Here is a 23,047-nt window from a genome sequence, read left to right as displayed (position 1 = left end):
GGACGTTTTGCATGAAAAAATATCTTTTAGGATTATCACTATTAGCTTTTGTAAATACCTCTTTTGCTGATATGTCGGGAGAATGGTCTTTAAAGTACGACTATAATTGTGATGGAACTAGTGCAGATGCACGCTATAGATTCAAAACTGATGGTACTTGGAAACGTGTAGACGGGTCTCCACATGGAGTATATTTAGATTCTGGAAATATGCTCATTTTGCTTTTTTACTCTCCAAATAGCGACTACCCCACTACTTACTCTGGTCGAAAAGAGTCTTTTGACAGATATAGAGGCATTATGCGCAACTGGGATGGTACTTCAGGCTGCTTTACTTTAACTAAGAGTGATAATTTAGATTCTGAAAATCAAATAGAACATATTGAAAACTAACCACCCTACCCCACCAGCTGGTGGGGTAGCAAATCACCCAACCGCTTCAACAACGCCTTACCTTTAGCTGCTCTGCCTGACTATGATCTTACCAGATGATGGTTTTAGGCGTGAGAGGACAAGGCTTAGAACGTCGGTACGAAATTCAGAAATTGCAGTGGTTTAATTCACTTAATATATGTATATTTTGCACTTTTTAAAGCAAATTTTTTGGTGGTACTCAATGAAGTTTTTAAAATATTTATTTATTTTCTCTCTATTTTGTATACAAAGTATCTGCAATGCAGATTTCATTGATGATAGAGATAGTACTTTACGGGTAGGAACAACAGGAGATTACGCACCTATCAGTTTTGCTAATGAACAGGGACAGCTAAATGGATTTGCAATTGATATGGCAGAGGCTTTAGGTAAACACTTAAATGTAAAAATCCAGTTTGTTAAAACTTCATGGCCTACTTTATCACAGGATCTAAAAGAGGATAAGTTTGACATAGCAATGGGTGGAATAACATATACTCAGTCTAGAGCAAAGGACTTCCTGTTAACAAATAAAGTAATTGATAATGGTAAAGTAGCTCTAGTACGCTGTGACGATATTAATAACTATCTTAATGAAGAATTAATTAATCAATCTTCTGTTAGAGTTGTCGTTAATCCTGGTGGAACAAATGAAAAATTTGTTAAATCAAGACTACTTCAGTCTCATGTTATTAATACAAAAAATAACTATGTCCCCTTTGGTATGATTTTGGAAAATAAAGCAGATGTTATGGTAACAGACCTTATTGAAGCACGCTATCAAAGCAGGTTACATAAAGGTAAGCTTTGCGTAGCAAATGATACCCCCTTTACTGGAACATCCAGTTATAAAGTTTATATGCTCCCAAAAGTCAGTAACAACCTACTTTCAAAGGTAAACAAATGGTTACGTATAGTTGATATTAACTCCATCACAAAAAAATGGAAAATTGATCCATAACTTTCATCACAAGAATGAACGAAACTATCTTTTCTCACTACACTGGATAATGGTTACAAGTGTCAAAGGCACTCCTCTAGAACGGAGGAAATGGCAGTGGTTTGCACTTTCAACATCAAAACTGCTTCACCAACACCTAACGCATCAGGTGAAGCAGTATTCTGGTAAAACTAATCCTTACTAAAGTGAGTTTTCATATCACCAAAAAGCTCCCTATATTCAGGTGTTTTTTTAAACTCCTTTAGCATTTGATTAATTAATTCCAAATCTGTTTTTGGCGTTGTCTTCTTACTAAACATAAAATGAACGGGGTCATCATTAACTACAAATGGCAAAAATTCAATATCATCATATTTACCTAGTTTTTTTGCCATTGCTGTGAGATATACCTTATCATGTAGTATTGCATCAATTCGCTTTAAAGAAAGCATAGAAAAACGGTTTGAAACTTCTGTAACGCCACTAATTAAACTTTTAAATTCTTTATTTTTCTTAAGCTCATCAAATTCTTCACCAAACCAATTACTCAAAACTACTGCTATTCGCATTTTATATTTAATTACATCTTGCAAACTTTGTATTGGCCACTTGGGCGCTTCGTTCTTTCTAATCATGAAACGCATTTGCTCATTTCGATAAGGTACCGAGAAATAAGCATACATAGATCGTTCTTTAGTTTTTGAAGCAACCAAGGCTACATCAGGCACCCCATTTTTTAGCCCCATAACAATACGGGACCAAGGCATATTGACAAGCTCTATTTTACAACCCGCTTTCTCAAATACTTTTCTTACCAGCTTGATATCCAGCCCTTTTACCTCAGAGCCTTCTGTTGTATACATAAATGGGAAAAACTCACTATATCCAATCATATAGCTTTCTTTACTGCATGCAGATAATTTTGAACTGAGTAGAAAAGAGATGCTAAGCACCAAAAGGAGGAACCTATACAAATAATGCATTATCACACCCCAATTGATTTCACAGTTTCAGTTACAACTTCTTCAACAACGCCTTACCCTTAGCTGTCAACCAAACCAACTTAAAGCGTTTGTCGTCTTTATTCTGCTTAACTTTGATTAGCTTAACGCTACCTGCTGAATCCCTCCCCTCTTCCAAACGACGGATAGTGGTTGCCACGTTTTTCTCATTAACACCCATGAATTGAGATAGCTCGGAAACTGAGCAGCCTTCATTGTCATTAATGCTCATCAGGGTGGCTAGGGTTCGAATAGTTATGCGTGGATGTTCTTGTGATAGCTTGGTAAGTTTTTTTGTAATCATCATTGATACTTCTTATAGTTTTGTTTCAGGTTGAAGTACCAATAATAATGGCAGAGAGCTGACGAATAGCAAGGGCTATGAGGCTGCCACTGTCAACTTTATACCTTTTAACAAATCCACATTCGAAGTACATGCAACTTACATTCAAACTAAAACTATCTATATTTCAATTACATGCACTTTACATGCACATTTAATACATAACGAATTTGAATTTAATTTAAAAGTGAATTATATTTATACTGAATGTGCATTATATGAACATTTAATGTATATTATTTATACATTAGGTGTGGGGGGAATCTATGATTATCTTAGTTGGTGGGCTCAAAGGCGGTCCAGGCAAATCCACAATTGCACAAAATTTAACAGTTGGCTTTATACAATCAGGTCTTGATGTTTTGCTAGTTGATGCAGATCCGCAAGCAACTTCAGCGAAATGGGTTGAGCGTAGAAACTCATTAATAGACAGCGGTGAGAACATACCACAAGTTTTTTGTGATCAGCGCACCGGAAATATACGACATGATCTCTTAGACAGAGCTAAAAGGTACGATGTTGTTGTCGTTGACGCTGGAGGCTGGGACTCAAGGGCATTTCGTACCGCACTAACTGTAGCCAACTTGTTTTATGTTCCCTTTCAAGTATCAAGGGCCGACTTAGAAACACTGCCCGATTTATGTACAAATATAGCTGAGGCAAAAGACTACAACCCTACGCTAACTAGCAAAGCAATTATATCTAGAGCCCCAAACATCCCCGGAGGCAGAGAGCTAAAACGTGCTAAAGAGTTATTAGGGGATAAAGACATCAGTGACTATTTAGAGCTATCTAATGTGGTCATTAGAGAACTAAAAGTTTTTCGCGATGCATTAGACGAAGGCAGAAGTGTATTAGAAATGCCTACTAACAATGCAAAAGCCTGTATCCAGCTTTTACTTCAGGAGATAGCAGGTCATGAGCTCGCTGCTTGATATCAAAGATAAAATTAAAAACCAAAATAAAGCACTTGCAGACAAAAATGCTGTTGATGAGTCTGCTATTGAAAAATTTGCAAACGCTGCTGCAGATGGACAAAAAGAACCTGCCCCACAAGAAAGTGAAAGCCACTATCCTTGGGAGCAATTTGATTCATCTCCAAAAGCTAAGGCAACAAGACATATTCAGTTTCCAGTTACTGAATATGAATTAGCTGTATGGAACTGGATTGTAGACAATGACCCTCATGAAAGGTCAGGCCGAAAATTAGGCCGGAAGCTTTTTAGGGAAAAGGTTTTGCAAAAGTTTTTAGATGAATTAAATAAAGATTAAAACCACATTCAATGCATATGCAATCTGCATGTACTTTAAATTTGCTATGCATTGGCTTCCTTTAACTTCTTAAATCTTAGTAATTTTAATCCACATTAACAGCGAATTTATTTTGCATGTAATTTACATTCAATGTACATGGAAAGCGAATTAAAGGTGCTCACCATGCAACACCGCCACCCTAAAACTAGGTTGCAACTCTTATTTGCCTACACCGGGGCGACACTGAGTGTCACTCTATCTATAGCTTTGTCCGTTCTATTGTTCTGGAGCATTTCAGAGAACAACTACTACAGTGCTCTGTTTGCTGGTTTAGCTTTAGCGTTTGAGTTAGCCAAGTTCATGGCCTTGCCAGAGATCGCACGACGCAAGCAGCGCAAAGATTGGATGGGTGCACTAAGTGCCACTCTTTTATTTGTCACTCTTGCAACAGCTAGCATCTTGGGTTCAATAGGTGGCCTACAGAGTGACACTCAACGAGTTCAAGCAAACATTGCTGAGCAAGAGCAAAAAAGGGTGTCACTCATTGAGCAACGACAGTTGTTGTTAGATGAGATTGCAGAGAATCAGAAAGCCATTGATAAGTACATTGCTTTGAATCGAATCAAAAACTTTGCTCAGCCATTGCAGCAAAAGAATAAGGCTTTGCGCCAACAAGCAGCAGACATGCAAGAGCAAATCAATACGGTAGGTGTTGCCCATGAGACACCTATGACGGCGTTACTTGGTGCTATTGCCACGGCGGTTGGTAAAGACAAGGCAACAGTTCAGGTGTATGTGTTCATACTGCTAGCTGTTCTGCTCGATTTGGTGGCTAGCTTCTTTATTGAGTTGATCCGTGAGGAAAACCAATTCAAGGCATCATTGGTTAAGAAGAAACCACAAGCAACCAAGATGGAGGAGGGTGTCACCCCGCCAAAGCCCAGAAAGCCCAAGCCTAAGAAGAGTGTCACTCTGGAAAAGCCCAAACCAACGCCACCCAAGTTAACAGTAGTGAAGCCTGAAAAGAGTGACACCCCAGTTGTTGAAACTACACAACTGGAGTTGCCTGTTGAGTCAAATGTAATCAACATCAAGCGAGCTTCCGCTTTAGAAAAGTACGCCATTGTTAAAGAAGCCGTTTCAAAGTTGGATGTAGGGGAGGGTGTCTATAAACGGCAAATGATGAAGGCTTTTCAGCTTGGTCAGAAAACCGTTGATAAACACTACAGGTGGCTAATGAGAGACGGGCTAGTTGTGCAGGATACTGATACTAAGTTGTTTTATCGGGCAGCATAGCAATAAGCGTGATTCAGTCACGCTTATTTGGCTTGAGACACTTTAAATGTCTCAAATTCTTCGCCAAAATTTTCTGGTATATTTACCTGCTGACTTAATATCAAGGTTTTTAACGTCTCAAACATATAATATTTACGAAGCCAGTATTCGTTATGGACTAGAGAACAGCTTGCCCGAGCAGCTTCATCTAGTACTAAATAATAAAAACCAGTAATCGAAGTAAGAGAACTACCTTTTTCTTTTTGTATTGGAACAAATATCATATGAAAACCTCATTAAAGTTAAAGAATTATTTTTATCACCAAAAAATATAGAAAAACAGTGAATATTCTTTAACTAGAATATTTCACTAAACCACTATTATTACTCTGGAAAATAAGAATATAACGAAAGGCGGAATAATCCGCCTTACAAATTAGAAAACGGTTGAGAGCGCAGCGATTTAACAGCTAGCTCTGGGTTAACCGCAAAAATCCGCAATAACGCTTTTGCTGGTCCAGTAGGGTGTCTACGCCCTTGCTCCCAATTTTTAAGAGTACGCTTGCTTATACCAATTAGCATGGCAAAGTTATCTTGGTTAAGGCCCAGCTTTTCACGAATAGCTTTAACATCAGGCTCTGGATACTCTGTTATTCTAACAGCTGCTTTTTTGCCTTCAATTATGTCATCTACTTCCTGTGCACTTTCTAGAAGCTCATCAAATTGTTTTTTGTCCATAGTAAAACCTTTATTAAAAAAACAGCCCTGGGCTAATACCAAACCTGTTGCTTAAAGCAATGATGTGTTGTTTGGTTAGGTTACGTTCGCCTTTGAGAATTTTAGACATCAAGGTTTTATCGCCAATTTCGGGAAAATCTGAAAGTGTCAGCTGGTGCTGATCAATTATCAGTCTTAACATAGCAATGTCAGCCGGTCCCTTGTGTGCTTTTTTCTCGAACTTGGCTAATGCTTCGTCCTTGTCTTCATATTCACCAATTGACTTGCTTAGCATATCAATAAGCGTGTTTTTTGGGTCGTCCGGGTTGTCGCTAACTTCTTCTAGCAGTTCTTCAACTAGCGCTAAGGCGTCTTCGTAGTGTTCCTCATCAACGATATGTAAATAAGGTGCAGCGACTGAAGCAAAGCTTTCAAAGGCGTTTTTTACTTCTGGATTAATCATAACTCACCTCGTTTATATCGTTGGGTTAACCTGTCGTATTCTTTATGGGTAACTATGTGCTTCACATACATTCTATTTTGCACAAACTCAATAAAGGCAATCAGCCTTAAATTATTACCTCCTATATCAATCACCCACCATTTATCTTTGTATTTAAAGTTATCTAGAGAAGGGAATAGCTTTCTCATTTCATCAGGGCTATTAAATGTTGCCCGTTTTAGCACCCTATACAGGTCCATAATTGCTTGCCGCTCATTGGGGTATTTCCTGGCAGCTTCATTAAATGGACGCTTTGAAATTATATGCATACATTTTAACCTTGGTTGACATATTGTCAACCCTAAATCAGAGTTGACATATTGTCAACTGAATTTTTCTATAAAAAATTCCTTTTCCACCTTTAAAATCAATTGATCATTAGGCGAATTTCGCCTAATATGTCGCTCAACGGTGGCACACAGAAAGCCACTCATTCCCGAGGGGGCTAGTTGATGCCACCAGGTAGTAAGCGGAATGAGACTTTCAGATGTTGCAACTATTAAGACTAACTTTCCTGAAGCGCATTTTTGGTTAGTTCGTCGAGGCTCAGCAAAAGCCTGTGGTCAACCCACCCGCGAGTTTAACCCCGAGCATATTGGGGTAAGGGTAGAAAGGATTGATTTACTATTACCTGACTACCTTTATTATGTGTTTCATTACATACACTCGACGGGACAATGGGAACCAAAAGCAACAGGTTCTTTGAGTCTAGTTAACATCAGGGTTTCAGACGTAAAGCAAATTACTCTGGTGCCACAATAAAGGGAGGGGCGAAAGCCCCAACTTTTAAAGGGTTAGAGGCAATGAAAATCGATTTACCTAGCATTGATGAGCAAAAGAAAATTATTTTAGAGGAAGGTAATAAGGCTGCTATTCGTCAACTTAACGCAAACCTTAAGGCACCTATTATGCCTAAGCAGACCGAAATTGACGAAAGCAAATACCCTAATACCCATTTGCTTAGAGAAACTGAAGGCTGGGAACCGCCACACCCTGATATTGTTGGTGCTTATTTTCGGCACTTTCAGAGTTGTTTCTCTGCTTATAACTCAGACAAGCGATTAGCTGAATTATTAGGTGTAACCAGTGATCGGCGTGTAAGGGAGTTTAAACAGGGTAAAAACAAAGTGCCGTATGGTGTATGGCGTAAGTTTCTGGTTATGACTGGGCAAGTGCCACAAGATGTAATACCAGTGTTGGCCATTTTTCAATAATAGCTAGGAGGCTCAGCCCCCCTAGCACCCCTTACTGTTATGGCCAGTACAAGGCTGGCCAACACTAACAAAAACCCACCGACAGTACAAGTTTTGTACACCTCTTGCTGTGTAGCAGTGCTACATAATTGTTTCCCGTGGAACATCGTATGTCACAAACGATAGGTCGCGCCGACATTGACTGCATAACTTTCCCATTCCACTTCATTTAGTTTAATAGTTGAAGTGGTTCCATCTGCGAAGAACGTTTTATCCTTTCCAGCGTCTGTTTCAAAATATTTGTAGTCAATCGCAACATCTAAGGTGAGCTGATTGGTCAGGAATTTTGAGTAGCTCAATTTAATGGTATAGCCATTGCCATTGGCTTTATGGGTAAAGCTTTTGGGGTGCTGAAAATCCGTGCGTAATTTCCAGTCAGCGACGGCATCATAGTCATAATCGTGATACTGAAAGCGGAAAGCCAGAATGCGATCAGCGGTAGTATCTTGGATATGGACACCTGCCCAAGGACCTTCCCATTCAGTGTCATAACTGGTGACATCGCCTGCGGTAAAGCTCGATGATGGAATAACGCCCCTAACGTCAGTATCGTCTATGTGCTGGGCATGATACGAATAACCAATTAACGGGGTCAGCGTAAGATTAAAATAATCAGTCTCTGCGAGAGGTATAGGTAAGCCGAAACCAATGCTGTAATCCCTGACATGGCTATCCTCGGTATCCGAATAGGAGCGGCTGAATTCGTTATTTTTACCTGAGCTGGCGTAGTCTGAATCCCGGTTTTCGCCATCTTTGATTTTACCGTAATTAATGTCCAGTTCGGTATACAGCTGTGATGCCTCTTGGCTATCAAAATGGATGGTCATATCCGCATGGCCGGACAATTGATAAATTTCGATATCATCCCATGACAACTCCGAAAGCACATCAATCCCACTGGTAGCAATACTCCAGGTAAGTTCATCCATTCGATAACCAGCAGAGAGGGAGGTATTGATATCCACGTTTTCAAGGGCGTGAACCGAGGTTGCTGCACTGAGGGCAGCGAGCAAAACAATCTTTGCTAATGTCATTATTAAACTTCCTTATACAGACTTTCAAAGCAACCATTTTATATAGCACCTGTATTATAAAAGGCTGGCCGCTGTCGGCAATTAAGAAAGACGACATGCTGGTCATAAAACCATCATCACCCAGCGTCCCCGTCATCTGTTTTTTGGCGGTTTTTGGGGGCTATGGGCTATTTTTGTTTAGAATAAACTAATTTAGCCAATATCAAGATAAGGAATACGTATTACGGTTTTTGATAACATACTACAGGTTTTGTATGAAATCCTCCGATTCCTGAAGTTATCGGCTGGTTTTGAAATGGCTTGAAGGGTATGGGTGGGAGAAAGAGCACTCAGCAAACCTCTAACTCACTTACATCAGAAAAACTATAATGAAGAAAGGAGCACATCGTAAGCTGTTAGAATTTTTAATAGCTTATGGGCTAGTGAAATATGGATGTAATCTAATGAAAAAATTTTGTATTCTAATAGCAATCTGTCTAGGTGTATGGACACATTTTTCAAAAAATTCACAACTCCTTCAACCTAATAAAATTAGTTTTTCAACTGCAAACTATACTAGTACTCATAATTTTAAATGTGATGGCCGAGAATATTGTAGCCAAATGACCTCAAGAGCAGAAGCAGAGTTTTTTAATAAAAACTGTCCTAATACAAAAATGGATGGTGATCATGATGGCAAACCATGTGAAAATGATTCTCGCTTTTAAACCTCCGTTTCACTAGAAACTTACCTATGCCTAACAACGGCTACTCTGTGTCGCTTTTTTCTCCTACTAACTAGCTTATCAGCAGGTTTTGAAGGGACTGTAGGTCAGATAGGTTGGGGAGGGAGCAGGAAGGAGACAAGAATTACCTGTACAAATATCAATCAAGCCTCAAATTATATAAACAGTGCATTTTTTATCAATCTATAATAAAAATAGAATGTTGTACAAATTGAAACAGCAGTCTTCTGTCAAAAAAACTGTTTATTTAAAATAATATGATAAAATTTTTAATATCACTATTATTATTAGGAGTATTACCTTTATTGCAAAGTTGCATGACAGTGCACTATGTGAAATTAGATGCCGTCAAATATTCTGATCAATCTGAAATCTATAATAATGGTAAAAAAACTATTATTTCTCAAAAAAAACATTTTGTAGCTTTAGCGCCTTATCAAGAAATATATTATTCAAATACTAAAACGTCATTTGTTTTATTTATCCAAAATATGGGGGAATACCCAGTTACAGTTAGTCCCGATAATGTTCAGGTTACGTTCATCAATAATACACCTGGACAGCCGCAAAAAAATGTTAAAGTACAGTCTTACAATGAAATAATGTTAGAAATCGAAGCTGAGGAAGCTAGACAGCGACAAGCTGCTGCCTGGACTGCAATCGCAGGAGCTTTAAACGCTCTAAGTGCAGCTACTTCTACCTCAACGACATATAGTAGTGGGACTGGTTATGGATCTTACAATTCAAATAGTTATGGTACTTATGCAAATACACCATACTCAATTAATACGTTAGGTAATGTTTCAGGTAATTATAGTGGTTACTCAACCACTACCACCTATGATCCTACAAAAGCACAAATCCTGGCAAACCAAAATAATCAGAATTTCCGCAATAACTTAAATAACATTGCTATACAAGCCCAATCTAGTCGTCAGTTTGTAGAAGAATTGGTAATGCAGACTCAAACGATCATGCCAGGGGGAAGTCATGGTGGACTTGTAGTAACCGACACTCGTGATATGAATCATAAGATCGAGGGAGCATTTCAAGTAGTAGTAACAGTTGATAAAGAAGAGCACAACTTTACGATCAATAGAAAATATCATAACAACCAGCAGTAGGTTTTTTACTGACATACTGACTAACATGAAGCCAATCTGTCATATATATATCCTGGTAGCTACCTTTAATTAGTATGATCAGAAGTATTCAAATTGGCAGGAAAATAAAAATCAACTAGTATTCACAAGGAATAAGTTGATAGCTACTATTTACAAACTAACATTTATATAGTGGTTTAAGTCCCAGCGGGCTAAAGGACGCGGCGTACGTTAAGAGAAATAAGATGAAGAGGCGAGGTGTCGCCTATCCGACTATATAAAGCGGCTATGTCCAAATAGAAATAGAATTTTTAATATGAAGGTAGTTGACCTAATTCTATTAATTATAATTTTTCTATCTGGTTGTGGGCAATCAGCACTTGATACATGCACTGACAGTAAGTCTTACTTGTGGAATTCTGATATCAAGGACAATAAATATAAGGGAAATGAGCGATATTGGAATGCAATAAAGGAGTGTGAAAATCTACATGGATAGTTATGGAAAAGTAGCTATAAAACCTTATAAGTTACACCCTTTACCAATATCAATGACAAGAGTTTTTTTCTATTTAGTTTTAGTTTTCACAAGTATATATACTTGTGCAGACGAGTTAACCGACCAGCAAATTAAGCAGCTTATTATACAAAACTCTATCCAGTCATATCCTGCTAGCTGTCCGTGCCCATATAATTCAGCTAGGAATGGTAGTAGTTGTGGAAAGCGCAGTGCATGGACCCGAGCGGGTGGATATGCTCCTTATTGCTACCCTTCAGATATCTCAGAAGAAATGGTGAGTGAATATAAAGCTAAATTCAAAGTTACCAAAAACTGACTAACTTTTGTATAAAAGTTAGTCGGTTTATTCCAGCTAAATCAATCACTTAGGGATTTGCTACACAGCAGCATTAATGGGAAGAGAAGTGTGATTCTGACTTGAGCCTTATCGTGAACCACACTTGAGAGTGATTCTGTTGCCAAAAGCTATTGGGATAGGGTTTAACAGGAATCATCAACAGGCGCTACACAAGTATTAGAGCCATCATAGCAATACTGGAAGCCTCCTGTCCGGCGTCACAAGCTGAACTACAGTTTGAGCACACAGCCCCACAGTCAGTCTCACAGGCTAATTGTGATGAAGCTATACAAGCTAAAGTCGAAAAAAGCATTTACTTCGTTTTGATCAGACTTCTCTTCAGCTGAGACAATCATCCCTTGTTGACTTATCACTAATAGTAAACAAGTCAGTATTATTTTTTTCATAACTACAGTCCTTTGTAATTAAGATAGTTTTTGCTCACTAACGACTTATAGTACAGCTTCAGATTTCATACAAAACTCCAATGTGTAAGCTATTCTTCTTAAATGAAGTAATCAGCAAGTAGTTAAAAAGTAAACCATGACTATTAAAAAACTAATGGCTCTTATATGTGGCGTCAATGTACTGCTTATTATATTTGCAACAGTTTTGGTTTTTAGCCTCAATGCTAAAGTTGATAAATATACTAATGCAGCAAACATACGTTATGAATCATACCTAAGAGCAGATGAACTGCGCCAAAGCTCAGATGACCTAACCCGCTTAGGTAGAACATATGCCATAACAGGTGATAATAAGTATGAGAAAATGTATTTTGACATTCTGGATATTCGTAATGGTAAAAAGCCTAGACCAGAAAACTATCATCAAATTTATTGGGATTTAATAATCAACTATGGTGATAAGCCACGACCTGACGGTAAAACCGAAAGCCTCCAGTCGATTATGCAAACCCTAAACTTTACCGAAGAAGAGTTCAAGCTACTAGAAGTCGCCAGAGCTAATTCAGATGCGCTTGTAAGCCTGGAAGTTAAAGCTATGAATGCTGTTAAAGGCAAATTTGCAGACACTTCAGGTCAGTATACCGTTAAAGGAGAACCTGATTTCAAGTTAGCAAGAGAGCTATTACATAGCGAACAGTATCATCAGGAAAAAGCCAAAATAATGGCCCCAATCGACCAATTCTTCCAACAACTAGAAGATCGTACTCTGCAAAGTTTGAACAATACAAAAGACTCAGTAAAAAATCAGCTTAAGTTAGCCATGTTAATCATGGTACTACTGTTAATTTTAGCAGTAGTAGGCTTTTTTATTATTCAAAGCAGAGTCAGCAAGCCAATTAAAGATGTTTCAGATGTATTACGGGATATTGGTGATAATGCCAATCTAACATTAGAACTAAAGTCAGATGGTAATGATGAAATCAGTCAAGTCGCAAGGTATGTTAATACAATGACCAAAAACTTTAGATCTGCTATTGCTGATATCAATAAAATTAGTACATTGGTTCAATCTCTTGCTAATTCAATTACTGCATTCACCCAAAAAGGACACCAGCTGAGTAGCCAACAGAAGTCTGAAACTTCTATGGCTGCTACTGCAATAGAGGAAATGAGCACAACATTAAATGAAATTGCTAAAAGTACATCAGAAGCAAGCAATTGTTCAGATCAAACGAATAATTACGCAAATGATGGCAAGAGAGTAATTAATGACATGGTAAAACAAGTTCAAAGCTTATCTAATGAGTTTGATGCCACATCTACTGTCATTAATGAACTTGCAAAAGAAAGCAATAAAGTCAGTAGTGTACTAACTGTCATCAAATCTGTTGCTGAACAAACCAATCTATTGGCATTGAATGCAGCAATTGAGGCTGCCCGTGCAGGAGATCAAGGACGAGGTTTTGCAGTGGTCGCAGATGAAGTGCGCGCATTAGCTCAAAGAACCCAAGAATCTACCCTAGAAATCGAAGAAATGATTGAACAACTTCAAGTTAAAGCATCAGATGCTGTTAACTCAATACAATCAGGTGCTGAAAGCCTTACTGAAACAACTAGAATCATTGAAGAAGCTGATTCAGCTTTGACAAATATCGCACAATCAATGGATTTACTCGCTAATCTCACTTCAACAATAGCTACAGCAATAGAGGAGCAAACATCTGTGAGTATGGAAGTTAGTTCTAATATTGTTAATATTGACCACAATTCAGAAGAAGCCATGTCTGGCTTTTCAGATTTAAAAGCATCAGCTGAAGAATTAAAAAATGCATCAGACAAAATGAATGTTTCAATAAAACTATTTAAAGTGTGAGATTAAGTCAAGGCATCTACACCTTTATTAGCAGCTAAATCTCATACAAATACAGCTCGTGGATCTCCTTCTCTTCAATGCCTAAATAGTCCAAGGTTTGTTTCTGCGTAGCATGCCCAAAGGCTTCCATCAGCACGGGCACCGGGGCGTTGTTACCTTTCCGCTGCCAGTAGCCCCAGGTCTTGCGTAGGGTGTGGCTGCCGTAGTTGCCTTTGAGTCCTACGTTACGGCACCACTCCTTTACCATCCGGTTAACAGTGGGTACAGTAATGGGTCCGCGTTGCCCCTGAAATAGTAGGTCGTCAGGTGCATAGTCTCGGCTAGCCAGTAGTTGTTGTATTGCATCGGTGGCGGCTTGGTTCAGTACCACCTTGCGATATTTTTTAGTTTTTTTCTGTTTAATATCTAAATAAGAACCGTGCTCGATCATGTGCACTTGCTGAGCACGAATTGATAATAATTCATTGGCACGAAATGCCGTATTAATTCCCAACGTAAAAATACAATTCTCTCGTGGTATATCTTCTAATAATTTTTTAATTCGGGTGATGGCGCGTTTGTCGCGAATGGGTTCGACTTTGATTTGTGACCCTTTGCGTGGATAGTTCGGATTCTGACCTTTTGCCATGAGTTAGTCACTCGTCGTATTTTACTCAAAAGTTGAGGTAAGTTAACCAGTTTTTCGTTGAGGGGCAAGGTCAAATGTCATCCAAATGGGCGGTAGGCTAGGATTGGTAAGGCTTGTAGCGATTTAGTAACTCACTAACTTTAAGGTAAAAGTTAGTGAGTTTTGAAGGGGTTGAAATTTGGCCAGACACAAGCTGTATTACATGTAATAAATAATAGACAATTCAAAAATATTTAACTTTAAAAATAATTAATCAACTAGTTTTTATATATATGAGTTAATATTTTAATTAATAAATTATGAAAGTCTATTCCTCATTCTATAATTCATTAAATTTCAAACGCTCTGGGTTATCACTCTCAGATATATACAAGCGTTATGCATTGTTATTTGATAATATCATATTCAATAAATATGGCTGCCCTATAGGTAATTCAAAAATAGACGATTTTCAATCTATACCGGAATTTGCCGCATTACTATGCCAAGGACGAAAAGATGTATCTGAAAGAAATAAACTTAGTAAAAACAAGAAATTTCAAAGCCTTTTTATCGATATGGCAGATGTAGTAGAGGACTATGAAAAAACCCTTGAGACAGCCGGTTCATATGTTGTAAAAACTCATGATGAAGCCATATCTAAGGCAGCTGTGGATATAGCTAAAGATGATTCCGCAATAGGAATTCATAATCATAGACAAGAATATAAGTCTATAGCAATTTGTGCTGGAGATATTAGAAGTGATTTAGCTTTTAATCATATACTTAAATCTAGATTGGAAGACTTCTATATTAATCTTCCTCCTGTTGTAGTATATTCAATTAGTCTTAACGATAGTTTTCAATCTTATATTGAAAGCCTGTTTGAAACAGAAATATTAATTCCAAATTTTTCAGAGTTAACCTGGGATCAAATCCTCGAACTAAGAGAAGATCGAAATATAAAAAATTTTAGGGACAAATTTTTTTCACTTGATAGAATTGACACCTCTATAGATAATACTTTGAGAGATGAACTCAATAAATCCCTATGGGATATTGCTAAAAGCTGTAAGTCAAGTATTTTTAAGGTTACCCTTATGAGTGTACTTTCCAACATACCACTTCCCATTCCATTCAACCCATTTGGTATATATTCGGCTGGAAGAGATATAAGTAAACAAGTTAAAATTAATAATTCGTGGTGTTACTTTATAGATTCAGCTAAATCAATGGCTAATTCTAACCCTAAGTAGTTTGTTAGGAAAAAAGTTTATCTAGAAATGGGAATTGTTTAGCGCACACTGTTTTAATGGTATTTACAATATTTACACCTTCAGAGCCGTCACCCCCTCTAAAACTGAAGAATTTTTAAGTAAATTACTAATGACTGCTTGATTTTACTGAAGCCTTGACCTCGACCAGCCTAAAATAATAACTTTTGAGGCATAGCCAAAAGTTATAACATTGTTGACACTACGTATATACTCAAGATACAATTGTTATAACAAAGTATCAACAATGGTCAAACTATGAGAACTACCATCAGAAAGATTGGTAATAGCTCAGGGGCTATTATTCCTGCGGCTTTACTCAAAAAATACAACCTCACAGAAGGTGATGCAATCAACATCGAGGAAAACGGCAGCAACATAGTGATTAGCCCAGTCACTAAGCGACCTAAGTATAAACTTGATGAGTTGTTAGCTCAGTGCGATTCAAATGCACCCGTATCAGAAGAGTTATCAGACTGGGATAATTCACCGGCAGTAGGGAATGAGATTTGGTAAAGCGAAATCAGTTTGAACGCGGCGATATTGTTCGCGTATCCTTGAATCCTGTTGTAGGTAATGAAGTTCAAGGTGATTTTAGACCATGCCTGGTGCTCTCCCCTAGCAGTTATAACCGCTTAGGAACTGCATTCGTTGCTCCTATTACCCAAGGTGGGAATTACTCCCGTTACCAAGGCTTTGCAATCCCTTTAATGGGTGCAGGCACTGAAACACAAGGGGTAATTTTAGTAAATGGGGCGCGAATGCTTAATTTAGCGGCGAGAAAAGCAAAGAAGGTAGAAACCGCACCTGATGATATAGTGCAGGAAGCATTAGCACGATTAGCAGCAATTTTAGAGTAATTAATGGATATGAATGCAACAACTGAAAACCCATATGTGAGTTTTTCCAGAGAAGCATTAGCAGGAGACGAACATAGCGAGTCTTATATTCATGGGTATGCAGCTGTTATTGCTGATGCCAATGAAGGTATAGAGCTTAGTTTTAAGGAAGAATTTCTAGTTAACCAAGAAGCCTATAATGCTGGAATTTTAAAAGCGAGAGTAGATTTAGATCGGGGTAGAGTGCAACTCAATGACTGTATAGTTGAGCAAGAAACTATTGAAAGCAGCATCGAGCACCATGACAGATATGAGCTTTTTGAAGTTAAGCCAAATAGTGTTTATTGCCCACCATCAAGAACTATTGAAAGTCTTGTTCAAAGCTTAGAAAACCCTATGAGTTTTGAAGGTTTCTTTGAAGATTATACCTTTCGTATAGCGCGGATACAGCCATATGGTGTGGAATATCAACTAGATGCTTGCCTAAGAATACTTGATGAGCAAGGAGAAAAAGTTGATGAAGGACTATACAACATTATTTGTGTAACCCCATTTAATGACAAATTCAAAACTGCAATTAATAAACCTACTGCTGTTCTAGTTGATATTTATTTTAATGAAACAAAAATCGTTAAGCGTACAGCTTTTAGCACAGGTTTGCATTTAGGCTTAAGGTAGGAGACCTAAAGTTTTCAGTTTTTTCTACCTTCCCCCTTGATTATAGAGGCTTACAAGGGGGATAGTGGATCTCAATCCACCATAATATCAGAATCGTCACTTATGGGGGTTCTTAGGCGTACCCCCATAAGGCTTTACCATCAATCTAACTCGGGGTCTAACAGAGAAAGGTTCTAACTGATCTATGTTTTGTGCACGGAGTACTAAAACTAGCCTCAAATTGAAACATTACACTTATTTTTAGATCACATTTCAACCAAATCTATCAGAATACTGTACAAGATGAAATAAGCTAACTACTTGATTTTGCTTAATATATTGGCTTAGATGTGGGAGCTTTATTAAGTCTAACAGTAGCTTATAAGGAAATTATGGGTTTCTAAGTACTTTTCTTTATTCGTAAGTGTTTTTCTGGATTTGTAAGTGTTTTTCTGGATTTGTAAGTGTTTTTAGGATAAAACTAAGATAGGCTTCATCCCTAGTATTAAGTAATAAACTGTGTATGTAAAGGTAAAAATGAGAGCAATAGGATATAGTTACCTAAATAAACACTATAATCTGCTACTACCAAAGCTGAACGTTGAAGTCTATCAAGACCCCAAAGCTGAAGTAGAAAGTACCATAAAATATGGTGCATCGAAACGGAAAATAATTCCAGGCAACAGAAAGATCAAAGATACACCGTACGATAATATGGTTGCTGCAATTAAATATCAGGGAATACGATTGCACTTTTTTGCGGCTATTTTCAAAAAAGTTGATGTTGTAGGGTTTACTAAGTTTATTCAACATAAGCCAAATTCAATATATAACCGGGTGCTTTGGTATTTGTACGAGTGGCTAACGGAAAAAACGCTTGAACTAAAAGACCTTACTTCTGGAAACTACATTAATCTATTTGATGAAAAGTTCTATTATACATTACAAGCAGGTGATAGAAATAAGCGTACTCGTGTTATCAATAACGCAATTGGTACTAAGGAATTTTGTCCAACAATTCGAAAAACATCTGCAATACTCGATCTTGCAAAAAAAGATGTGTATGAGATGGCTAATTCAAAGATGCAAGACCTTGGTGAGCATCTATCAGTAGATGTAATTGGACGATCAATAAACTATTTGTATACAAAAGAAACAAAATCATCTACTGAAATTGAGAATGAGAGCTCAAGCAATCAAAAAACAAAGCGTTTCTTAAATACAATTAAAAATGCTGGATTATTTGAGTTAACTAAAGAAAAAATAATAGATATACAAAATCAAATAGTTGAAGAAACAAAAAAAACTGATGATTATCGTAAAGAAGAAATATATGTGGGAAGTACTATTCAACGACTAGGCGGTATTGATCAAGATGTTCACTATATTGGCCCATTAGCTAAGCATGTTCCAAGTATGATGCAAGGCTTGCTCGATACACATGACAAATTAATGATAGATGCAAGTGTTCCACCACTGATGCATGCTACATTAATTTCATTTGGAGAAGTGTACATACACCCTCTAATAGATGGTAATGGACGAACACATAGATATCTAATTCATGATGTAATGAAACAACGTGAATCCGAACATAAATTTATTATTCCAATTTCCTCAGCTATTCTTAAAAACCAAGCCAAATATGATAATGTGCTGGAGTTAATATCACGTCCGATTATGGCAATGCTAGATTGGGAGCTGGATAATGAACATAAAGTCATAATTAACAATGATATTGATTACATGTATCGATATCCAGACTATACAGAACATGTAAAATTCATCTATGAAATGATGAATACAGCTATAACTAAAGATTTATTTGAAGAAATATGTTTGTTGTTGGCTTTTGATTTAGTTAAAAGCTACATAAATGATTGTTGCGATATACCGAATAATACTCTAGATACTATAGTTTCAATTATTATGCAGGGTGGTGGAACAGTTTCAAATAAAAAACGCAAGTATATCTTAAAATACATCGAGCAAGATCGAGTGCAATCTATTGAAGTTTATGCTAAGAGCACTATAAATGAAATAAAAGAAAGATTTGAAGTAGATGTAGCAAAAGCAATGAATAATAATCTTTAAATAAAATATTATCGAATTTGTACGCAAAATAAGTCACTTAAGATTTTGCTACACAACAGGATTAGCCAGTAGGTGATATGGGAGAGTAGAACGGCTAGATCACTCCAGCCGAACCCTTATCAAATAGACTAGAAAATTCCAATACCTGCTAGTTCTATAGCCCGTTTTAGTTGAGACATGCCATTCATACATGCCATGCTGGCCTTAAATTCTGATGGATTACTTTCTAGAGCATGTCTTGTAGCTGCTGCTGTACCGCAAGATGCTAGCCACCCATAAACATTAGGGCTTTTAGGTATGCATTGTAATACTGTACCCAATGCATGAGTTTTGGCAGAACAGCTCTGCAATTTAATTAAGGCATCTTCTGTTAACTTTACTACCTGCTCATTCACATTCGCTGGAGGAACATTAACATCAAGAATAACCTTCAAAATTCTTGATATATTTTCTTTATCCGTTTGAAGCAATGCAGGCATGTTAGTGCACCTTGTCTAATTCAAGAGAATTTAATATCTGATTTAAGTAATTTTCTGCGCCATTTTTTAGCCTTAAAAATAAAACCTGGTGACTATATTTTTTATTGGCAATCACCAATGAAGTCACTTCAGAGCTAAGCCCAGCGTATACTATCCAGTTCTCTTTTTGATATTTTTTTAGCTGTGAGTCAGCAGCAAACATACTTTTTATGTTGTATAAAATACTAGCAGCGGATATGTTGACTGGTAGCTGTTTTGGCAGGTCTTTAACAGATGTTGAGAATGTATAGTCTAAAGCACTTGTTAAATTATCTGGACCTTCAGAAACATTAAAGCTAAGTCGTTTTCCGTCTTTATAAACGATTCCAGCTCCTTCTGTACCTACTGCCCTAATAGCGTTGTCTGGAGCAGGAACAATGAATGTAAAATGATAAGAACCCAGTGTAACCCCATCAATTTTCCCCTTATCAGGCCACTCTGCGACTTTTGCGACTTTTTCACAAATTGGTTTATAGCAAAAAGCCTCTGGCCTTACTTCTTCTTTTACTGAATCAGCAGAACAGCTAAAAGCAGAGAAAGAATACAATGTTATTCCAATCAAACATTGCTTTAACATCAAGTAAACTCCATCCATTGAACATTAAATAGACGCTTATATTAGCATATTGCTAAAGCTCAATTCTTTTCACGTTTAGCTAGTTGTGAAACCAGTATCAACAGCCTTATCCCCTGTTTTTGTGGATAAAAGCTAATCTGTTGGTTTATATCAATGATGATTTAGGTTTATGTATAACTGCATCCCTCTTTCTCTGAAATTTGCTCCCCGCATCAACTACACCAATGTTCAGACAAACAAAGTGCCTCACTTACGGTGGACAGCAAGCCGTGGTAAAAGCTGATGGATAAGCTAGGACAGCTAAAGACTGCCCAAAGCTTACCCACAACTTTCACTCACTCTGCCCACCTAACTCCAACAATCCTTAATAACAAATCCCGACACAACAAAAGAAAGCACCTATGTTTATCAAGGAAATAACAAGAAGGGGCCATATTTCTAAGGGGGGGAATATATAGAAGCAGACCTAATGACCCCTTTTTCTTGTGTAATTTCACTCCAGTAGCGCTTAACGGTACGAACTGACTTGCCTGCTAATCCTGCAACGGCTGTTTGTGTGGCATTTAAGCCTGCCTCCACAAGTTGCTTAGCTGCTTGCATTAGCTGCGATAGCGTTTGTGTACGTCGTGTTTGCGCGGTTGTTTGGGCTGCTACAGATTGGCTTTGTTTAACTTCTTCAGGTGTTAGTGGGGCTTTATCATTTTCAAACAAAAAGCGGCTATCAATACCTAATAAGCGCTCTAAATAATCAGCAACGCTATCTTTACGGTACTTGTAGTGTGTTTTACGGGCAGTACTGAGGTACTTGATAAGCTGGTCTTGGGGTAATTTAATCAGCTCGTCATTTAGCGTTAGAATGGCTTTAAAAGCATCCTCTTCACTTGGCTTCATGTGTCGTAGAGCCACATACAAAATAAAGGCGGCACTATCCCGCTTGCCTTCAGGAACACCCGTCTTGCGCAAATGATTCAGCGTATGAAAATAGATTTTTGCCCACCACTGGCCAATGGTATGACGTCCAGAGACTTTATTTTGATCGCCAGGGTTTACTACAACTAAGGGCTTTTTCTTAGGTAATACAGCAACTGTACTGCTTGCAGCTGCCTGAACAGGTTGCTTATAAGGCACATTGAGTAACTGGGCTAAGTTTGCAAATGAGTAAAAAGGCCCACCTACATAGCCTTGAGTAAGACGGCCTGTCTTGCCGTGATAAGTGCCTATCATCCGCATTACACGGGCTGGATCACGGCTAGCCCCCCAATCAACATGCCACAAGTCACCACCTGTTAAAGCTTTACCAAGCTTGGTAGTGATGTTGCGCCAGATATCTACACGCCACTTGTAGGCTTCTACACCCGCATAAATCCAATACAGGTGTATACCGCCTGTGCCGGATAAAATGTAACCTGTTGGTTCTGGTAAACCTGCTTGTGCGATCTGAGCAAAGACTTCTGCAATGATGGTTTGCTCTTCCGCTTCCGAAAGAACTGCATGGCCTTTTGTATCAATTTCGAGCCAATTAGCGTGTAAGCTGGCTAGCTGCTTAGTATTCCGCCAATCAAAGAACTGATTAGGGGAAATAAACAAATCAACCGAGCAACGCTTGCTATCTAAAGCAGGTACATACGCTTCCGCTTTTAGCTTAAAGTCTTTAATCGAGACAACAGACTTACCTGACTGTCGTGTACCTGTAGCTTGCCATGCCTTTTCTTTAATGCGTGGCGACCATAGATAACGACAGTAGGACTCTTCCCCGATCCCTAACAGCCGTGAAAAGTCTGCTGGGTAGGCGGTCCTGTGGTATTCGCAGCTTAAAGCCGCGCTCATAGCCATGCTTTACAAAAAAAATTTATAAAGTGACTGAGCGCAGACCAATAGACATAAATCGCCTATGAGCCGCAGAGTATGGGGTATACGTGTACTTATGTATTGGAGGGGAAAATATAAAATTCATCATAACCTAGCCATTTTTTTCGAGCAAAGCTTGCCTAAAGGCCAGGTCACGTATTACACTTGAATTTACCAGATTCGTTGTGTAAATGCGTGAGCATGACCACTTCAGCCATTAAACCCTAGTGTTCCTACGCACTGGGGTTTTCTGGTTTTAGGGGTTTAGGTTTTGCTTCTGCCTATAAATTAACCCTTAAATTGTTTACTCTTTTGTGACAACCAAACTGCAACTGTCGCCACTTTTGTTCATTCTATACACAAAAAGTGTCTTACTATAACCCATTGATCTATAAAAAACTAATGCTATTGCGGGTTATCCAGGTAATGTTAGCAGGCAATCAAGCAGAGATAAAAGCTTTTGTTTCAACCGGCAGTTGCTGTATATTGTTTATACAGCAAGTCAATATTATCCCTCATCTGTAGTACGCAGATAATTTCTTCATTACTCTTGGCATCACAAGCCAATAAAAAGTCTGCATACCTTCCAAGCAAAATATTGGCTTTGTAAAGGGTAGTTTTTAGTGTTTTGTCTTTAACAACAGTTGTTTCTCTCATTCTCTATCATTCAAATCCGCATTAGCGGCCTCAAAATTGGTCAGGCATTATAACAAAAACACTGTATATGCATACAGCTTTTTTACTGTAAATCCCTTGCCTTGAACATTTTTTAAACGCACTGATCCTACGAACAAAGACTGTTCGATCAGTCACTGGTAATGATCAATTAATGACCGTGATTAATCGGGCTTAATCACGCAAGAATGCAGGATTAAAACCCAAGTTATAGTAGGTTTTGCATGTGTGCTCCTATCAAGCGTTGCACATGGTTCAATT

Annotated in this window: 28 protein-coding genes and 1 pseudogene; 16 read left to right on the top strand and 13 right to left on the bottom strand. The window is 38.0% G+C overall.

From position 1 onward, the window contains the following. The first annotated feature begins 11 nt into the window (after positions 1 to 11). The gene (locus G4Y78_RS30600) at positions 12 to 392 is read left to right on the top strand and encodes a hypothetical protein (protein ID WP_163837012.1); all 381 of its coding nucleotides are present in this window, start codon (positions 12 to 14) and stop codon (positions 390 to 392) included. Positions 393 to 615: 223 nt separating this feature from the next. Beyond that, complete coding sequence (locus tag G4Y78_RS30595; protein ID WP_163837011.1) at positions 616 to 1,374, top strand: transporter substrate-binding domain-containing protein; 759 nt, start codon at positions 616 to 618, stop codon at positions 1,372 to 1,374. A gap of 170 nt (positions 1,375 to 1,544) precedes the next feature. Here the strand turns inward: G4Y78_RS30595 and G4Y78_RS30590 are convergent, their stop codons facing one another. Both G4Y78_RS30590 and G4Y78_RS30585 read right to left on the bottom strand, forming a co-directional pair. Continuing rightward, positions 1,545 to 2,246, bottom strand: coding sequence for a substrate-binding periplasmic protein (locus G4Y78_RS30590; protein ID WP_163837010.1), 702 nt, complete (start codon positions 2,244 to 2,246; stop codon positions 1,545 to 1,547). 121 nt (positions 2,247 to 2,367) lie between these two features. Further along, positions 2,368 to 2,661, bottom strand: coding sequence for a MarR family winged helix-turn-helix transcriptional regulator (locus G4Y78_RS30585; protein WP_163837009.1), 294 nt, complete (start codon positions 2,659 to 2,661; stop codon positions 2,368 to 2,370). 302 nt (positions 2,662 to 2,963) lie between these two features. Here G4Y78_RS30585 and G4Y78_RS30580 point away from each other — a divergent pair, with 302 nt between their 5' ends. The 3 genes from G4Y78_RS30580 to G4Y78_RS30570 all read left to right on the top strand — a co-directional run bounded on the left by G4Y78_RS30580 (position 2,964) and on the right by G4Y78_RS30570 (position 5,247). After that, positions 2,964 to 3,632 carry an AAA family ATPase gene (locus tag G4Y78_RS30580; protein WP_163837008.1) on the top strand — a complete coding sequence of 223 codons (669 nt, stop codon included), beginning with the start codon at positions 2,964 to 2,966 and terminating at the stop codon, positions 3,630 to 3,632. Beyond that, positions 3,616 to 3,969 (top strand): hypothetical protein, encoded by a 354-nt coding sequence (locus G4Y78_RS30575; RefSeq protein ID WP_163837007.1) that lies wholly within the window; start codon positions 3,616 to 3,618, stop codon positions 3,967 to 3,969. Before G4Y78_RS30580 ends, G4Y78_RS30575 begins: the two co-directional genes overlap by 17 nt. Positions 3,970 to 4,134: 165 nt before the next feature. Beyond that, positions 4,135 to 5,247, top strand: a complete 1,113-nt coding sequence (locus G4Y78_RS30570) for a YrzE family protein (RefSeq protein WP_163837006.1) — start codon at positions 4,135 to 4,137, stop codon at positions 5,245 to 5,247. Between the two features lie 23 nt (positions 5,248 to 5,270). Here the strand turns inward: G4Y78_RS30570 and G4Y78_RS30565 are convergent, their stop codons facing one another. From G4Y78_RS30565 to G4Y78_RS30550, 4 genes are all read right to left on the bottom strand, one after another. After that, positions 5,271 to 5,510 (bottom strand): hypothetical protein, encoded by a 240-nt coding sequence (locus G4Y78_RS30565; protein WP_163837005.1) that lies wholly within the window; start codon positions 5,508 to 5,510, stop codon positions 5,271 to 5,273. A 145-nt stretch (positions 5,511 to 5,655) separates the two neighbouring features. Further along, on the bottom strand, positions 5,656 to 5,964 hold the full coding sequence (gene nadS / locus G4Y78_RS30560) for a NadS family protein (protein ID WP_163837004.1): 309 nt from the start codon (positions 5,962 to 5,964) through the stop codon (positions 5,656 to 5,658). Between the two features lie 13 nt (positions 5,965 to 5,977). Next, a complete protein-coding gene (locus G4Y78_RS30555) occupies positions 5,978 to 6,406 on the bottom strand; it encodes a helix-turn-helix domain-containing protein (RefSeq protein ID WP_163837003.1) in 429 nt (142 codons plus the stop codon). Beyond that, positions 6,403 to 6,714 carry a type II toxin-antitoxin system HigB family toxin gene (locus tag G4Y78_RS30550; protein WP_163837002.1) on the bottom strand — a complete coding sequence of 104 codons (312 nt, stop codon included), beginning with the start codon at positions 6,712 to 6,714 and terminating at the stop codon, positions 6,403 to 6,405. The genes G4Y78_RS30555 and G4Y78_RS30550 overlap by 4 nt, the downstream gene beginning before the upstream one ends. A gap of 205 nt (positions 6,715 to 6,919) precedes the next feature. On the opposite strand from G4Y78_RS30550, the gene G4Y78_RS30545 reads away from it, so the two are divergent. Beyond that, positions 6,920 to 7,207: a hypothetical protein gene (locus tag G4Y78_RS30545; RefSeq protein ID WP_163837001.1), complete on the top strand. Its 288-nt coding sequence runs from the start codon at positions 6,920 to 6,922 to the stop codon at positions 7,205 to 7,207. Between the two features lie 41 nt (positions 7,208 to 7,248). Further along, positions 7,249 to 7,659 (top strand): hypothetical protein, encoded by a 411-nt coding sequence (locus G4Y78_RS30540; RefSeq protein WP_163837000.1) that lies wholly within the window; start codon positions 7,249 to 7,251, stop codon positions 7,657 to 7,659. Positions 7,660 to 7,811: 152 nt separating this feature from the next. Here G4Y78_RS30540 and G4Y78_RS30535 read toward each other — a convergent pair whose 3' ends face one another. Then, positions 7,812 to 8,732: a hypothetical protein gene (locus tag G4Y78_RS30535; protein WP_163836999.1), complete on the bottom strand. Its 921-nt coding sequence runs from the start codon at positions 8,730 to 8,732 to the stop codon at positions 7,812 to 7,814. A gap of 554 nt (positions 8,733 to 9,286) precedes the next feature. Here G4Y78_RS30535 and G4Y78_RS31585 point away from each other — a divergent pair. The 3 genes and pseudogenes from G4Y78_RS31585 to G4Y78_RS31235 form a co-directional block, all read left to right on the top strand. Beyond that, positions 9,287 to 9,439 (top strand): annotated as a pseudogene (locus G4Y78_RS31585) (excalibur calcium-binding domain-containing protein); the annotation flags it as partial. A 350-nt stretch (positions 9,440 to 9,789) separates the two neighbouring features. Beyond that, on the top strand, positions 9,790 to 10,581 hold the full coding sequence (locus G4Y78_RS30525; protein ID WP_163836998.1) for a hypothetical protein: 792 nt from the start codon (positions 9,790 to 9,792) through the stop codon (positions 10,579 to 10,581). A 530-nt stretch (positions 10,582 to 11,111) separates the two neighbouring features. After that, positions 11,112 to 11,396, top strand: coding sequence for a hypothetical protein (locus G4Y78_RS31235; RefSeq protein WP_230425797.1), 285 nt, complete (start codon positions 11,112 to 11,114; stop codon positions 11,394 to 11,396). A 284-nt stretch (positions 11,397 to 11,680) separates the two neighbouring features. Here G4Y78_RS31235 and G4Y78_RS30520 read toward each other — a convergent pair whose 3' ends face one another. Further along, positions 11,681 to 11,824, bottom strand: coding sequence for a hypothetical protein (locus G4Y78_RS30520; protein ID WP_163836997.1), 144 nt, complete (start codon positions 11,822 to 11,824; stop codon positions 11,681 to 11,683). A 136-nt stretch (positions 11,825 to 11,960) separates the two neighbouring features. Between G4Y78_RS30520 and G4Y78_RS30515 the strand changes: the two genes are divergently transcribed. Beyond that, positions 11,961 to 13,697, top strand: a complete 1,737-nt coding sequence (locus G4Y78_RS30515) for a methyl-accepting chemotaxis protein (protein WP_163836996.1) — start codon at positions 11,961 to 11,963, stop codon at positions 13,695 to 13,697. Positions 13,698 to 13,731: 34 nt separating this feature from the next. On the opposite strand, the gene G4Y78_RS30510 is transcribed toward G4Y78_RS30515, so the two are convergent. Continuing rightward, positions 13,732 to 14,325: a tyrosine-type recombinase/integrase gene (locus tag G4Y78_RS30510; RefSeq protein ID WP_163836995.1), complete on the bottom strand. Its 594-nt coding sequence runs from the start codon at positions 14,323 to 14,325 to the stop codon at positions 13,732 to 13,734. Between the two features lie 383 nt (positions 14,326 to 14,708). Here G4Y78_RS30510 and G4Y78_RS30505 point away from each other — a divergent pair, with 383 nt between their 5' ends. From G4Y78_RS30505 to G4Y78_RS30485, 5 genes are all read left to right on the top strand, one after another. Continuing rightward, the gene (locus G4Y78_RS30505; RefSeq protein ID WP_163836994.1) at positions 14,709 to 15,560 is read left to right on the top strand and encodes a hypothetical protein; all 852 of its coding nucleotides are present in this window, start codon (positions 14,709 to 14,711) and stop codon (positions 15,558 to 15,560) included. A gap of 276 nt (positions 15,561 to 15,836) precedes the next feature. After that, positions 15,837 to 16,094: an AbrB/MazE/SpoVT family DNA-binding domain-containing protein gene (locus G4Y78_RS30500; protein ID WP_163836993.1), complete on the top strand. Its 258-nt coding sequence runs from the start codon at positions 15,837 to 15,839 to the stop codon at positions 16,092 to 16,094. Continuing rightward, a complete protein-coding gene (locus G4Y78_RS30495) occupies positions 16,088 to 16,438 on the top strand; it encodes a type II toxin-antitoxin system ChpB family toxin (RefSeq protein ID WP_163836992.1) in 351 nt (116 codons plus the stop codon). The genes G4Y78_RS30500 and G4Y78_RS30495 overlap by 7 nt, the downstream gene beginning before the upstream one ends. Before the next feature lie 3 nt (positions 16,439 to 16,441). Beyond that, positions 16,442 to 17,095, top strand: coding sequence for a hypothetical protein (locus G4Y78_RS30490; RefSeq protein WP_222937788.1), 654 nt, complete (start codon positions 16,442 to 16,444; stop codon positions 17,093 to 17,095). A gap of 516 nt (positions 17,096 to 17,611) precedes the next feature. Next, a complete protein-coding gene (locus tag G4Y78_RS30485; protein ID WP_163836990.1) occupies positions 17,612 to 19,168 on the top strand; it encodes a Fic family protein in 1,557 nt (518 codons plus the stop codon). Positions 19,169 to 19,296: 128 nt separating this feature from the next. On the opposite strand, the gene G4Y78_RS30480 is transcribed toward G4Y78_RS30485, so the two are convergent. The 4 genes from G4Y78_RS30480 to G4Y78_RS30465 all read right to left on the bottom strand — a co-directional run bounded on the left by G4Y78_RS30480 (position 19,297) and on the right by G4Y78_RS30465 (position 22,768). Then, positions 19,297 to 19,647, bottom strand: a complete 351-nt coding sequence (locus G4Y78_RS30480; RefSeq protein ID WP_163836989.1) for a hypothetical protein — start codon at positions 19,645 to 19,647, stop codon at positions 19,297 to 19,299. A gap of 1 nt (position 19,648) precedes the next feature. Next, complete coding sequence (locus G4Y78_RS30475) at positions 19,649 to 20,263, bottom strand: hypothetical protein (RefSeq protein ID WP_163836988.1); 615 nt, start codon at positions 20,261 to 20,263, stop codon at positions 19,649 to 19,651. Between the two features lie 438 nt (positions 20,264 to 20,701). Further along, a complete protein-coding gene (locus tag G4Y78_RS30470) occupies positions 20,702 to 22,090 on the bottom strand; it encodes a hypothetical protein (RefSeq protein ID WP_163836987.1) in 1,389 nt (462 codons plus the stop codon). Between the two features lie 486 nt (positions 22,091 to 22,576). After that, a complete protein-coding gene (locus G4Y78_RS30465) occupies positions 22,577 to 22,768 on the bottom strand; it encodes a hypothetical protein (RefSeq protein ID WP_163836986.1) in 192 nt (63 codons plus the stop codon). Positions 22,769 to 23,047: the final 279 nt, after the last annotated feature.

Origin of the sequence: Spartinivicinus ruber (genome assembly GCF_011009015.1) — a bacterium.
Lineage (GTDB): Bacteria > Pseudomonadota > Gammaproteobacteria > Pseudomonadales > Zooshikellaceae > Spartinivicinus > Spartinivicinus ruber.
Note: the sequence above shows the minus strand (reverse complement) of the source record. Positions and strands in the feature narration are given on the sequence as shown.